The 12,868-nt window shown below is 62.6% G+C and carries 9 protein-coding genes; 5 read left to right on the forward strand and 4 right to left on the reverse strand.

Going from position 1 to position 12,868, the window contains the following annotated elements; genetic code table 11:
- Positions 1-16: 16 nt before the first annotated feature.
- On the reverse strand, positions 17-328 hold the full coding sequence (locus tag AAFM31_RS16275; RefSeq protein ID WP_341708959.1) for a hypothetical protein: 312 nt from the start codon (positions 326-328) through the stop codon (positions 17-19).
- Between the two features lie 89 nt (positions 329-417).
- On the opposite strand from AAFM31_RS16275, the gene AAFM31_RS16280 reads away from it, so the two are divergent.
- Positions 418-1,434 carry an AraC family transcriptional regulator ligand-binding domain-containing protein gene (locus AAFM31_RS16280; RefSeq protein WP_341708960.1) on the forward strand — a complete coding sequence of 339 codons (1,017 nt, stop codon included), beginning with the start codon at positions 418-420 and terminating at the stop codon, positions 1,432-1,434.
- 94 nt (positions 1,435-1,528) lie between these two features.
- Here the strand turns inward: AAFM31_RS16280 and AAFM31_RS16285 are convergent, their stop codons facing one another.
- The 3 genes from AAFM31_RS16285 to exaA all read right to left on the reverse strand — a co-directional run bounded on the left by AAFM31_RS16285 (position 1,529) and on the right by exaA (position 6,515).
- Positions 1,529-3,862: an EAL domain-containing protein gene (locus AAFM31_RS16285; protein ID WP_341708961.1), complete on the reverse strand. Its 2,334-nt coding sequence runs from the start codon at positions 3,860-3,862 to the stop codon at positions 1,529-1,531.
- Between the two features lie 82 nt (positions 3,863-3,944).
- A complete protein-coding gene (locus tag AAFM31_RS16290) occupies positions 3,945-4,610 on the reverse strand; it encodes a pentapeptide repeat-containing protein (protein WP_341708962.1) in 666 nt (221 codons plus the stop codon).
- Between the two features lie 48 nt (positions 4,611-4,658).
- Positions 4,659-6,515: a quinoprotein ethanol dehydrogenase gene (exaA, locus tag AAFM31_RS16295; protein ID WP_341708963.1), complete on the reverse strand. Its 1,857-nt coding sequence runs from the start codon at positions 6,513-6,515 to the stop codon at positions 4,659-4,661.
- Between the two features lie 378 nt (positions 6,516-6,893).
- Between exaA and pedF the strand changes: the two genes are divergently transcribed.
- The 4 genes from pedF (at position 6,894) to AAFM31_RS16315 (ending at position 12,814) form a co-directional block, all read left to right on the forward strand.
- The gene (pedF, locus tag AAFM31_RS16300; RefSeq protein ID WP_341708964.1) at positions 6,894-7,331 is read left to right on the forward strand and encodes a cytochrome c-550 PedF; all 438 of its coding nucleotides are present in this window, start codon (positions 6,894-6,896) and stop codon (positions 7,329-7,331) included.
- 4 nt (positions 7,332-7,335) lie between these two features.
- Positions 7,336-8,223, forward strand: a complete 888-nt coding sequence (locus AAFM31_RS16305; RefSeq protein WP_341708965.1) for a transporter substrate-binding domain-containing protein — start codon at positions 7,336-7,338, stop codon at positions 8,221-8,223.
- 596 nt (positions 8,224-8,819) lie between these two features.
- Complete coding sequence (locus AAFM31_RS16310; protein ID WP_341708966.1) at positions 8,820-10,838, forward strand: TonB-dependent receptor; 2,019 nt, start codon at positions 8,820-8,822, stop codon at positions 10,836-10,838.
- A 197-nt stretch (positions 10,839-11,035) separates the two neighbouring features.
- Positions 11,036-12,814 (forward strand): PQQ-dependent methanol/ethanol family dehydrogenase, encoded by a 1,779-nt coding sequence (locus AAFM31_RS16315; protein ID WP_341708967.1) that lies wholly within the window; start codon positions 11,036-11,038, stop codon positions 12,812-12,814.
- Positions 12,815-12,868 lie beyond the last annotated feature (54 nt).

Consider the following 12,868-nt stretch of genomic DNA (forward strand, 5'->3'; position numbering starts at 1 on the left):
TTCATGCCTCATTCTCTCAAGAGTTGAGGCCTCCACGAAACCCGGTGCGATTCATCTTGCGAAATTCGGCCAGCACTGCGCGGCCTTCTTCTTCCGTCTCCATGGTGTCGACGATTATGATGCCGTCATCGCCCTCAAGCATGATCGAGTTGGCCAGACCGTAACCGATAGCGACGTAGACGCCGTCGGTGACTTGCTCAACACCCTGGCGAAACAGTTCGCTTTGCTTTTCGAGCGCTGCGGGAGCAAGTTGCGTGCTGCTCTGGACCGGTTGGTCCCTGTCGCAGGCGGTGAGCAGGGCGGCACATAGAACAAGAAGGTAGCGCATGGTTTTCTCTGTTGTTATTGATGGCCAGTCCAGCCTAGAGCGCGGCCGGGGTGTCAACAAGGTCCTGAACGGCCAGTGTCGGGTTCAAGATGGCCAGCGATGACCTGGTCGGTGCGAGCACGATAGCGGCCTGGCCTCTTGCCGTGATGACGACCCTCGATAGCCGTGGCTTTGCCGGTGCCGAGCTGCTGCGTGAAGCCGGGCTGGATCTGGAGCGGTTACGCGCCAATCCCGGCGGGCGCGTGTCCACCGAACTGATGACTCGGCTCTGGTCGCTGGCCGCCGAGCACTGCGCTGACCCGGCCATCGGGCTTTGGGTTGGTCGGGGTGCGATGCCGATGCACGTGCGGGTTATGGGGCTGCTGATTCAGACTGCCCCGACCCTGGCTCACATTCTCGATGTTGCCGAACGCTTCCAGCGCCTGATTACCACCGGTGTGACCCTGCGCCTGATTCATCAGCCGGACCGGGTGGGGCTGGAAATCTGCGAGCTGCCGGGTGTTGTTCTGCACCCGGCTTCAATCGACGCTTTTATCGCCGCCCACGTCAGCAATATGCGTCGTGTGGTCAGTCGCGACGCGGTGCAGCAGGTTGATCTCAAGCGCCCGCAACCCAATCCAGTACAGCCCTGGCTGCAGGTGCTGGGCGGCGATGTCAACTTCGCCCAATCCAGCAATGTGATCTGGCACCAGCGCGCAGCGCTGGATACGCCCTTGCCGTTGGGGGATGCAGGACTCTGGCGTGAGCACGAGCAATTGGCTCAGCGCGAGTTGGCGGCACTCGATACCACGCCCGCGCTGGTGCAGGACATTCTGGGCCTGCTGCGGACGCACGGTGATCGGCTGCCTACGCAGGCCGAACTGGCTGCGGCGCTGACAATAAGCGAACGCTCGCTGCGTCGCCGCCTGGCCGAGTTGGGCAGCGGTTATCGCCAACTGGCGGATCTATGTCGTGCGGAGCGGGCGGCTCAGTTGCTGCACAGTGGCTTGCGCGCGACAGAGGTCGCTGACCGGCTGGGCTTTTCTGACGCCAGCAGCTTCAGCAAGGCCTTCCGCCGTTGGCACGGGGTAAGCCCCGAGAGTTATCGCCAGCAGCCGTGCGCCTGAGGCGCAACGGGTGCAATGGTCGGCAGCGGGCAGGTTCTCGGCGTTGCAGGGGTTAATCCAGAGCTCAGGCCGTCCCTGCCAAGGTAGCGGCATTTCAGATGGATGGCATGAACAAGCCCAGATCAGACTCGGTTGGCCGTTTGGGCAAGGTGCGTGGGAACTCATGCAACGGCACCGGCGCTGAAATCAGATAGCCTTGCACCTCGTTGCAGCCGGTGGCGCAAATGGCGTCGAGCTGTTCGGCGGTTTCCACCCCCTCGCAGACGGTGCGCTTGCCAAGGGTGATGGCCAGCTCGGTAATCATCCGTACGATGGCCCGGGCGTCTTCGCGGCTCAGCAGCTCGGTAATGAACGAGCGGTCGATTTTCAGCGTGTCGAATGGGAAGGTGCGCAGATAGGACAGGGATGAGTAACCGGTGCCGAAGTCGTCCAGCGCCAGTCGCACACCCGTTTCGCGGATGGCGTGGAGCATGGCCAGCGCCTGATCCGGGTCGTCCAGAATGACTGACTCGGTCAGCTCCAGCTCGAGTCGTTGCGGCTCAAGCTGATGGCGCTCGAGCAGCGCGGTCAGGTCCGCAAGGAAATGCCCGAACTGCACTTGCATCGCCGAGACGTTGACCGAGATGGTCAGCCCTTGCAGCTCGTTGGTCGCGGCCCGGCAGGCTTGCTCAAGTACCCAGCGTCCCAGATGCTCAATCAAGCCACATTGCTCCGCAATGGGGATGAATTCATCTGGCCCGACGCGGCCCAGCTCGGGGTGACTCCAACGCATCAGCGCCTCGGCACCGATAATCTGCCAGCTTGCGAGATCCACCTTGGGTTGCCAGTGGACGTCGATTTCGCCACGCTCGACGGCATGGCGCAGGCCGTCTTCGATCGCCAGCCGGCGACGGCTGCGCTCGCCCATTTCCTCGGAATACAGCGACCAGCAGCCGCGCCCAGCGGCCTTGGCGGTGTACAGTGCCATGTCCGATTGCACCATCAGGTCATCCAGATGCGGGCCGCCCGGCAGACGCACGCTAATGCCGATGCTGGCGCCAACGCGAAACTCCCGCTCTGCAACGGTGATCGGTTCACTCAGATTGCTGATCAGGCGCTGGGCGAGGTCAGTGACTGCCTGGATTGTTTCTACCGGCCACATCACCACAGCAAATTCGTCACCGCCGAGGCGGGCGACCAGCATGCTCTGGCCAGTGTTACCGAGCAGGCGTCGGGCAATAACTTGCAGTAGTGCGTCGCCGGTGCTGTGGCCGTGGTTGTCGTTGATGCTTTTGAAGCGATCAAGATCCACCGAAAGCAGCGCCAGTGACTGGTCGCTTGCGAGCAGCCCGCTGATGGTATCGCGCAGCTTGAAGCGGTTGGCGAGCCCGGTCAGCGAATCGGTGTGGGCCAGCGTGCGCAGCATCTGTTCGTTGTTGACCTTATCGGTCACGTCGCTGAGGATGCCGCGCCGGCCGACAAAGCGGCCTTGATCATCCAGCAGGATCTTGCCGGTCAGAGTCAGGTGACGCACGCCGCGGCTGCCGTGCACGGTAAGCGGCAGGCCTCGGAAGTTCTGGCGACACTCGATCAGTTCGGTGCTTTGATCCTGCAGTTCCGGGCAGCGCTCGCTCAGCAGCCCCATAAAGCGCTTTTCCAAGTGCTCATCGGGCTTCAGTTCAAGCAGCTCGGTCAGCCGTGGGGAAACGTGGTTGAGCATACCGTCGGCGCCCGTTTCCCATAGGGCGTCACCGGCATCCAGTTCGAAATCCTCGAGCAGTACCGAGAGCATTTCGCCCTGGCGTGTGGCCTGGCGCTGGGCGCTGATCAGGTCGGTTGATTTGCGCCAGGACAGCAACGCGCCAATCACTACCATTGGTGAATAAAGGCATAGCAGTAAGGCGAAGACAACATACTGGGGTTGGCCGGTCAGCAGCAGGCCAATCAGCGACGCCAAGGTGTACACGCCGATGTAGAGGATGCTGGCCCGTGGCAGTGGGCTGAGGACAAAACCGCCCGCACCGATCAGGCCGGTTGCCAATGTTGAGATGGTCATCTGCTGCAGGCCGCCACCGGTCGGGAACCAGAGGACGATCATTACCCCCCAGATGCCGGAAAGCGCTGCCGCGTGGAGGGTAGAGCGCTTAACCCGGCGCACGCCGGAGATTACGAGTCCGTCATTGGGCAGACGCCACCAGCCCACGAAAGCGAATGCACAGATCGCTGTCAGGGCGCAGAACCAGATCCACAGGCCGTTTGGGATATCAGGCGAGAAACTCAGCAGAATGCAGCCGCCGGCACCGACGTTGGCAAACATCATCGCCGGTGTAACGCGAACGACAGAGGTGAGGTGGGCACCCCGCAGCAGAGCCATTTCGCGCTCATTGCTGCTGTACATCTGCGCGATGTCGTCGCGCAGGGAATCGAAGGTCTGGGAGTATGGCTTCAAACGACACCTGCCGATGGCGTGACTGCATTCTGTCTTAACACTAGCAGAATGCGATCACGTCTGACGATGCACTTAAAGCCGGTTACTCCCAATCAACCGGACAGGCGCGGCAGCCGTTCATGGTGACGTCCAGAAAGGTGCCGTAATGCAGGCGCGCACCTTCCAGGTTGGCGTCGGTCAGATTGGCGTGGTTGAGTTTGGCTTCCTGCAGGTTGGCGTCGCGCAGGTCGGCGCCGGCCATGTCGGCCTTGGGCAGCCAGGCCATCTCCAGATTGGCGGCGCGCAGAATGGTGCTGTGCAGGGTCGCGCCGCTGAAGCGGGCGAAGTCCAGGCTGGCACCGGTGAAGTCGCTACCATTGAAACGGGCGCCTTGGGCGGTGAGGTTCCAGCCGCTGACGGCAACAAACAGAGCCCCATCAGCCTGGGCACCGCGCATGGCGGTTTGCTGCAGGCTGGCGCGGGTGAGGTTGGCGCCTTCGAGCCGGGCGTTGTCGAGTTTGGCCTGATCCAGTACGGCGTGGCGCAGGTCTGCATCGCGCAGATCGGCGCCGCTAAGATCGGCCTTGCGCAAATCCAGGTGACGCAGATCTGCGCCGCGCAGATCAACGCCCTGGCACTGGGTGCCGGGGATCAGGGCGCAGCCATTGAGGGTTCGGATATCCTCTTCGGCGATGTCGGCACTCTGCGCCAGTAACGCGGGGCTGCTCAGGGCCAGCAGGCTGGCGGTCAGACAAATCAGGTGTTTCATGTTCGTCTCCAGAGCCCTGCCCGCGGTGCGGGCAGGGCATAGCAGGGGTTACTCGTTAGCCCAGCTGGGCAGTTTGAACACCCAGAACGAACCGCCCTGAGCGACCGGCTTGGTCAGCTCGGCCATGTCGCCACCCCACAGCGGCACCGCGCCGCCGTAACCGGTGGTCACGCCGATGTACTGCTCGCCGTCCTGCTCCCAGGTAATCGGCGGGGAGATGATCCCGGTGCCGGTCTGGAACTGCCACAGCTGCTCGCCGGTCTCGGCATTGAAGGCCTTGAAGTAGCCATCGCCGGTGCCGGTGAACACCAGATTCCCGCCGGTGGCCAGCACGCCTGCCCAGAGCGGCAGCGGTTCCTTGTGCTCCCAGGCCACGCGACCGGTCTGCGGGTCCATTGCTCGCAGGATGCCGACGTGGTCGTCAAACATGCGTTTGATGCGGAAGCCCATGCCCAGGTACGCCGAGCCCTTGGTGTAGCTGACTTCTTCGGTCCAGTAGTCTTCTTTCCAGTGGTTGGCCGGCACGTAGAACAGGCCGGCATCGCGGCTGTAGGCCATCGGGTTCCAGTTCTTGCCGCCCAGGAACGGGGGCGAGACTTCGATGGCTTCGCTGCGCTCCTGACCGGGCTTAAGACGCGGCGGGCGCTGACCTTCGTTCTCGATCGGGCGGCCGGTTTCCAGGTCGATGCCGCTGGCCCAGGTAATGTTGTCAACGAACGGGAAAGCGTTCATCAGCTTGCCGTCTTCGCGGTTGACCACATAGAAGAAGCCGTTGCGGTCGGCGTGGGCGGTGGCAGGTACCTTCTCGCCATCCTGCTCGTAATCGAACAGCACCAGTTCGTTGTTGCCGGAGAAGTCCCAGGTGTCGTTCGGGGTGTGCTGATAGAACCACTTGACCTCGCCAGTGGTGGCGTCGACGCCAACCTGGCCGGAGGTGTAGAGGCTGTCGTAATCGGCCGGGTTGCCGTCTTCCGGGGTGCGCGCCCAGCCATTCCAGGGAGCCGGGTTGCCGGCGCCGATGATGATGGTGTTGGTGGCTGCGTCGAAGCTGGCGCTCTGCCAAGGCGCGCCGCCACCGTGACTCCAGGCCTCGACCTTGCCGGTCGGCGAGTTCGGATCATCCGGCCAGGAGGGCGCTTTCACATCGCCGGTCGGGGTGCTGTTCTCGCCGTTCAGACGGCCCATGTGACCTTCCACAAACGGGCGCATCCACACTTCTTCGCCGGTTTCCGGATCGCGGGCAAACAACTGACCAACCACGCCGAATTCGTCGCCGGAGGAGCCGTGGATCAGCAGCGCGCGGCCGGTGGTCTGGTCCTGCACGATGGTTGGCGCGCCGGTCATGGTGTAGCCCGCCTTGTGGTCGGCGAACTTCTTGCGCCAGACCACCTTGCCGGTGTCCTTGTTGAGCGCAACGATGCCGGCATCCAGGGTGCCGAAGAAGACCTTGTCGCCGTAGATGGCGGCGCCGCGGTTGACGACATCACAGCAGGGGCGAATGTCATCGGGCAGGCGGTGCGAGTAGCTCCACAGGCGCTGACCGGTCTTGGCATCCAGCGCGAACATGCGCGAGTAGGAACCGGTGACGTAGATCACGCCCTCGTGGACGATGGCCTGGGATTCCTGACCGCGCTGCTTTTCATCACCAAACGAGAACGACCAGGCTGGCGTCAGCTTGAAGACGTTTTCTTCGTTAACCATGTTCAGCGGGCTGTAGCGCTGGGCGTTGGTGCCCAGACCGTACATCAGCACGTTGTTGGTGGTCATGTGGTCGTTGGCGATGTCCTCCCAGGTAACCGGGGTAGCGGCTGCAGGGCCCGCGACGAGGCCGAGGCCAGCAGCGAATACCAGGCCCTTGATGGCCTGGCTGACGGGCTTCAGCGCGGGAAGTCTTGTTGTTTTCATGGCAGTTTTCCTGTTGATCGTTGGCGTGTTCAGCGAGGGGTGATCCACGGCTCATGGTGGGCGTGGTGTCAGGGCGCGGATACGGAAAACAGCCCGGATACGGCGGGAAAATTGCCCGTGCCGGTGGCGCTTGGTAGCGGGTGAAAGGGAGCAGGACTTAGGGCGGAACGAACTAGGCCCAATGAGTATGCGGTATTCGGTCGCAGTAGCTGAAACCGCTCTAGGGCGGGGTTTTCCGGTAGTTACCGGTGGGCTTTCTACTACCAACGAACTAGACCGCGGCCACCAAAGCAGCATTGGGCCGATTGCGGCGGCTTCCTACCATGGCCATCGACAGCAATGCACTTGCGCAATCGATTCGGCCACGAGGTGAGCAGTATGAACCACTACAAGAACACACTGAAGATGACCGCACTTGGGCTGGCGCTGGTCGCCGGTCAGGCGCTGGCCCATGGCAACGTTACCCCCCAGGCAGTGGATACCAAGGGGCTGGAAGAACTGGGCACGGAATGGCTTGAAACCAACCCCTATCGTGAAGGCCACCCGCAGCACGAACTGGCGATCAAGGTCGGCGCTTCGGCGTACAACCAGAACTGCGCAGCCTGCCACGGCCTTGAAGGCATTTCCGGTGGCATCACGCCTGACCTGCGTTACCTGGAAGTCGGCGATTACGGCGATGAGTGGTTCAAGGAACGGGTCATCAACGGCTCGGTGCGCGACGGTCGCGTCTACATGCCGAAGATGGCCGACTTCCTGAGTCAGGAAGCGCTCTGGTCCATCCGTACCTGGCTGGAAAGCGTGGCAGTGGAGCAATAACACCATGATCCGCGCCTGGCTGTTTTGTCTCTGCCTGCTGCTGGGACTGCCAGCGCAGGCGTACAACATCACGCACATCCGTGACTACGACGAAATCATCGCCTCCGGTGAGCTGCGTGTGGCGATGTATCAGGACTTTCCGCCCTACAGCTTCATGCAGGACGACAAGCCCGCGGGTGTCGATGTGGCGCTGGCGCAGGGGCTGGCCGACGGACTCGGCGTACGCCTGAGCATCCAGTGGATGCAGGCGGATGAAACCATAGACGGCGACCTGCGCAACCACCTGTGGAAAGGGCATTACCTGCGCCCGGGTGAAGTTGCCGATGTGATGTTGCGGGTGCCCTACGATCAGGACTTCAGCAACCGCCGCGATGAGCTGGGTTTGCCGAAGAACGAACTGGTGCATATGTTCGGGCCCTACCAGCGTGAGCGCTGGCAGGCCGCGTTTGATCCGAGCAAGATCGACGCAGTACCGAGCATTGCGATCTTCCAGTACTACCCGGTCGGGGTAGAGGAAGACTCGGTGCCGTCGTTCTATCTGGGCTCGGTGATGAACGGTCGGCTGGCGGGCATGACCCATCACTACCGCACCCTTAGCCTTGCCTTCGATGCGATGCTCAAGGGCGAGGTCAACGCGGTGATGGGCACCCAGGCGGAAATCGACTGGCTGCTGGCGCAGCATCCGCAGGCGGGGATGCAACTGACCGAGAACGCCTACCCGAATATCGGTAAGCAGATTTGGGAATTGGGCATGGCGGTCCACGACTCCAACCGCCAACTGGCCTACGCGCTGGGTGATGAGGTGGAAAGCATGATTCTGGATGGCCGGATGGCGGCCATTTATGCGGCGCAGGGGTTGCGGTATCTGGCGCCTGACCGCTACGCGCAGTAATAGACTGATCTCCTTTGCCGGCCTCTGGGCCGGCTTTTTTTTGCGCGAAGGTTCCACTTTTGTGTGGCCATTGCTCGTTATCGTGCCGATAGAGACTTCGCTTTTCGCCTTCGTCGGCGAGCCAAGGGGGGGCGCTTGCCCGGCCCCCCTTGGCGATCCCCCCGGGCACCCGGCTACGCGGCCCTTCGGGTTCGCTGCGTTGCTCGATTTGTCGGGGTGGCCGGCGAGGTGAGTCGCAGAACTCGTCGCTTCGCTCCTCAGACATGCTGCGACTCTTTTTCCCGATAAATCTGCGCTACTCGCCCGCGTAAACGGGGATTGGGGCCGTGCGCGCTTCACGTTTGGTTCCTTTGTTTCGATGGTTCCCACGCTCTGCGTGGGAACCGGACTACTCGGCCGCTCTGCGGCCGGCGGTTCTCTCTTTGCTGGGCTCGCAGCCTCCGTCCCGGTGCGCTCGCGCAAAGCACGCGGCCTCACCACGGGCTTGCATTCTGACAATGGTTTTTTGCTTTAAATGTTACGTTATAACAATTATAGTTTGCCTCCGCGGCGTGCCAGCCACGCCGTTGCCAATACCAAATCGAAAGGGAGCAGCCATGTTTTCAAGCAAGACGCCATTGACTCTGGCGCTGGCGGCGGTGGCCGCTGGTGTCTCTTCCGTACAGGCGGCAGATACCGCCGTGGAGCTGCCGGCGCTGACGGTCAGCGCCAGTGCGCTGAATCAGACGCCGGAACAGATGACCCAGCCGGCGGCGGTGCTGCAGGGCGAGGAGTGGTTTGCGCTGCGCGAGACCGGGCTGGCCGACAGTCTGGAGTCGTTGCCGGGTGTACGTGCTGCCGGGTTTGGGCCGGGCAGCAGTCGGCCGGTGATTCGCGGGCTGGATGGGGCGCGGGTGCGGGTGCTGAGTGACGGCGCCGATGTGTTGGATGCGTCGACCATCAGCCCGGACCACGCGATCAGCGCCGACACCGCGTTGATCGAGCGGGTTGAAGTACTCAAGGGGCCGGCCACGTTGCTGTATGGCGGTGGTGCGATCGGCGGGGTAGTGAACCTGATCGACCGCCGGGTGCCGACCTACGTGCCGGAGCGCGGCTTTGAGGGCGAGATTGGTCTGCGCGCCAACACGGTCGCCGATGAACGCGCCGGTTCTGCTGGCGTAACGCTGGGTACCGGCGCCTTCGCCATGCGCCTTGAGGGCGGCAAGAGTGAGGCCGATCCGTACCGCATCCCGGGTCATCCGTCCCGTCAGGAGGGCGCCTATAACGACACCGATACCGGTTCTGTTGGTGTCAGCTGGATCGGCGAGCAAGGCTATCTTGGTTTGGCTTACAGCCGTCAGGATCGCGAGTACGGGCTGCTCGCGCACGAGCACGCTGATTGCCACACCCACGGCACCGATTGGCACTGCGGCGGTCACGATGATCACGACGACCATGATCATGAAGAACACGCCGACGGTTGGATCGATATGGAGCAACGCCGCTGGGATCTGCGTGGCGAATACCAGAATCCGTTTGCCGGGGTAGAGCGCGTGCGTCTGCGCGTTGCCGACACCGACTACCGCCATGTGGAAATGGAAGGCGATGAAGTCGGCACCCGCTTCACCAACCGTGGCACCGATGGCCGTCTGGAAGTAACCCATGCCCCGGTTGCCGGCTGGCGCGGGGTAATCGGTACGCAGCTGACCCGCCGCGACTTTGCTGCCGAAGGCGAGGAGGCTTATGTCCCGGCCACGCTGACTCACAATCGCGCACTGTTCCTGCTGGAAGGCTTTGAGGCTGGCGACTGGTTGTACGAAGTCGGGCTGCGGCAGGAATGGCAGTCGGTCGAGGTGAAGCAGGGCCGTGACGACGCCGATCACCGTGGCACCTCGCTGTCGCTTGGCGCGACCTGGCAGTTCCAGCCGGACCTGGCACTGTATGGTTCGCTGTCGCGCTCCCAGCGTTTGCCGACCGCCGAAGAGCTGTATGCCAACGGCCCGCACGCTGCCACGCGGACCGTTGAACTCGGTGATCCGGATCTGGACCGCGAGACCGCAATCAACGCCGAGTTGGGCCTGCGTCGTACCCGTGGTGCGGTGACCTTCGATGTCAGTGTGTATCGCAACGAGGTGGATGACTTTATCTACGCCGCGGATACCGGCGTCGATCCCGGTGGCGAATATCGGGTGGTGGAATACCGCCAGGCCGATGCCGTGCTGCAGGGGCTGGAGGGTAGTGTCAGCTGGCAGGCCACTGCCGCGACCGGGCTCACCCTGTTTGGCGACAGTGTGCGCGGCCGCCTGAAAGACGGTGGTGATTTGCCGCGTATTCCGGCTGACAGGGTGGGCGTGCGGCTGGATCAACGCCTGAGCGGGTCGGTGTCTGCGCAGGTGGAAGCCAGCCAGGTGATGCGCCAGGACAACACCGCTGACTACGAAACCGAGACCGGCGATTACACCCTGTTGGGTGCGGGCCTGAACTGGCGTGGCCAGCTCGGTGAAGGCGATCTGCTGCTCTATCTGCGCGGCAACAACCTGCTCAACGAGAAGGCGCGTCAGCACAGTTCGTTCATCAAGGATGAGGTGCTGCTGCCGGGCCGCAATCTCACCGTCGGCGCGCGCTTCGTGTTCTGAGCGGAGGGGGTAGTGCTACCAAGGGAGTAAGGAAATCACCCCTGCGAGCAATTGTTGGTATTGGGCTCTGAGCCAAGAATCGTGGCCAGAAGCAGGAAATTTTCCCGTTTCATCGTGTGGGACGTGCCGAGCGGTACCGAGTATCGCTCGGCACAACCCGACTGCGCCAATACAACAACATCTCAGAGGTAGCAGCAATGACCAAACATGCCCGCTCTTCCTTTCTGTTGACCACGCTGGTTGCCGCCATGAGCGTCGCCGGCGTGGCAGCAGCCAATGTCACCAACGACGATATCCGTGCCGATGCCACCAACAACAGCCAGGTGGTCACCAACGGCATGGGTCTGCAGGGTCAGCGTTACAGCACCCTGGACATGCTCAACACCGACAACGTCAGCAGCCTGCAGCCGGTCTGGGCTTTCTCGCTGGGTGGCGAAAAACAGCGGGGTCAACAGTCCCAGCCGATGATCAAGGACGGCGTGATGTACATCACCGGTTCCTACTCGCGGGTCTTCGCGGTGGACGCCCGTACCGGTGCCAAGCTGTGGCAATACGACGCCCGTCTGCCCGACGGCATCATGCCTTGCTGTGACGTGATCAACCGTGGTGTCGCCCTGTGGGACAACCTGGTGATCTTCGGCACCCTGGACGCCAAACTGGTTGCCCTGGACAAGGATACCGGCAAGGTCGTCTGGCGCAAGACCGTGGCTGACTACAAGGCCGGTTACTCGATCACCGCCGCTCCGCTGGTGGTTGATGGCAAGCTGATTACCGGCGTCTCCGGTGGCGAATTCGGCGTGGTCGGCAAGATCGAAGCCTATAACCCCTCCAACGGCGAACTGCTGTGGACCCGTCCGACCATCGAAGGTCACATGGGTTACATCTACGAAGATGGCAAGGCGGTTGAGGCCGGCATCTCCGGTGGCGAAGCCAACCAGACCTGGCCGGGTGACCTGTGGAAAACCGGTGGCGGCGCGCCGTGGCTGGGTGGCTACTACGATCCGGAAACCAACCTGCTGTTCTTCGGTACCGGTAACCCGGCACCCTGGAACTCGCACCTGCGTCCCGGCGACAACCTGTACTCTTCCTCGCGTCTGGCTCTGAACCCTGACAACGGTGAGATCGTCTGGCACTTCCAGACCACCCCGCATGACGGCTGGGACTTCGACGGCGTGAACGAGCTGATCTCCTTCAACTACGAAGAAGGCGGCAAAGAAGTGAAGGCGGCCGGTACTGCTGACCGCAACGGCTTCTTCTACGTTCTGGATCGCACCAACGGCGACTTTATCCGCGGCTTCCCGTTCGTCGACAAGATCACCTGGGCCACCGGTCTGGATGAGAATGGCCGTCCGATCTACGCCGATGACTTCCGCCCGGGCGCACCGACCGAATCCGGCGATGCCGGCCGTCAGGTGTTCACCGCGCCGGCCTTCCTTGGCGGCAAGAACTGGATGCCGATGTCCTACGGCCAGAACACCGGTCTGTTCTACGTGCCGTCGAACGAGTGGGGCATGGACATCTGGAACGAATCCACCACCTACAAGAAGGGCGCTGCCTATCTGGGTGCTGGCTTCACCATCAAGCCGCTGAACGAGGAATACATCGGCGTACTGCGCGCGATGGACCCGAAAACCGGTGAGGAAATCTGGCGCTACCAGAACGAGGCTCCGCTGTGGGGCGGCGTGCTGAGCACCAAGGGTAACCTGGTATTCACCGGCAACCCGGAAGGCTACCTGATGGCGTTCGACTCCCGTAACGGTGAGAAACTGTGGCAGTTCAACACCGGTTCCGGTGTGATCGGCTCACCGGTCACCTGGGAAATGGACGGCGAGCAGTACGTCTCCGTGATGTCCGGTTGGGGTGGTGCGGTACCGCTGTGGGGTGGCCACGTTGCCGAGCGGGTGAAGAACTTCACCCAGGGCGGCACCCTGTGGACCTTCAAGCTGCCGAGCAGCGCGGCAGTCAGCCAGCGTTAAGCAGTCGGGAGTGCGCGTCAGCGTACTCCCGCGTCCTGCCACCGGGCGCGTCCT

The sequence above is a fragment of the Halopseudomonas sp. genome, assembly GCF_038130085.1.
Lineage (GTDB): Bacteria > Pseudomonadota > Gammaproteobacteria > Pseudomonadales > Pseudomonadaceae > Halopseudomonas.

Coding starts and splice junctions, on each gene's coding strand:
- AAFM31_RS16280 (WP_341708960.1), top strand. CDS start 418: ATGGCCAGCGATGACCTGGTCGGTGCGAGCACGATAGCGGCCTGGCCT.
- AAFM31_RS16305 (WP_341708965.1), top strand. CDS start 7,336: ATGATCCGCGCCTGGCTGTTTTGTCTCTGCCTGCTGCTGGGACTGCCA.
- AAFM31_RS16310 (WP_341708966.1), top strand. CDS start 8,820: ATGTTTTCAAGCAAGACGCCATTGACTCTGGCGCTGGCGGCGGTGGCC.
- AAFM31_RS16290 (WP_341708962.1), bottom strand. CDS start 4,610: ATGAAACACCTGATTTGTCTGACCGCCAGCCTGCTGGCCCTGAGCAGC.
- AAFM31_RS16315 (WP_341708967.1), top strand. CDS start 11,036: ATGACCAAACATGCCCGCTCTTCCTTTCTGTTGACCACGCTGGTTGCC.
- pedF (WP_341708964.1), top strand. CDS start 6,894: ATGAACCACTACAAGAACACACTGAAGATGACCGCACTTGGGCTGGCG.
- exaA (WP_341708963.1), bottom strand. CDS start 6,515: ATGAAAACAACAAGACTTCCCGCGCTGAAGCCCGTCAGCCAGGCCATC.
- AAFM31_RS16275 (WP_341708959.1), bottom strand. CDS start 328: ATGCGCTACCTTCTTGTTCTATGTGCCGCCCTGCTCACCGCCTGCGAC.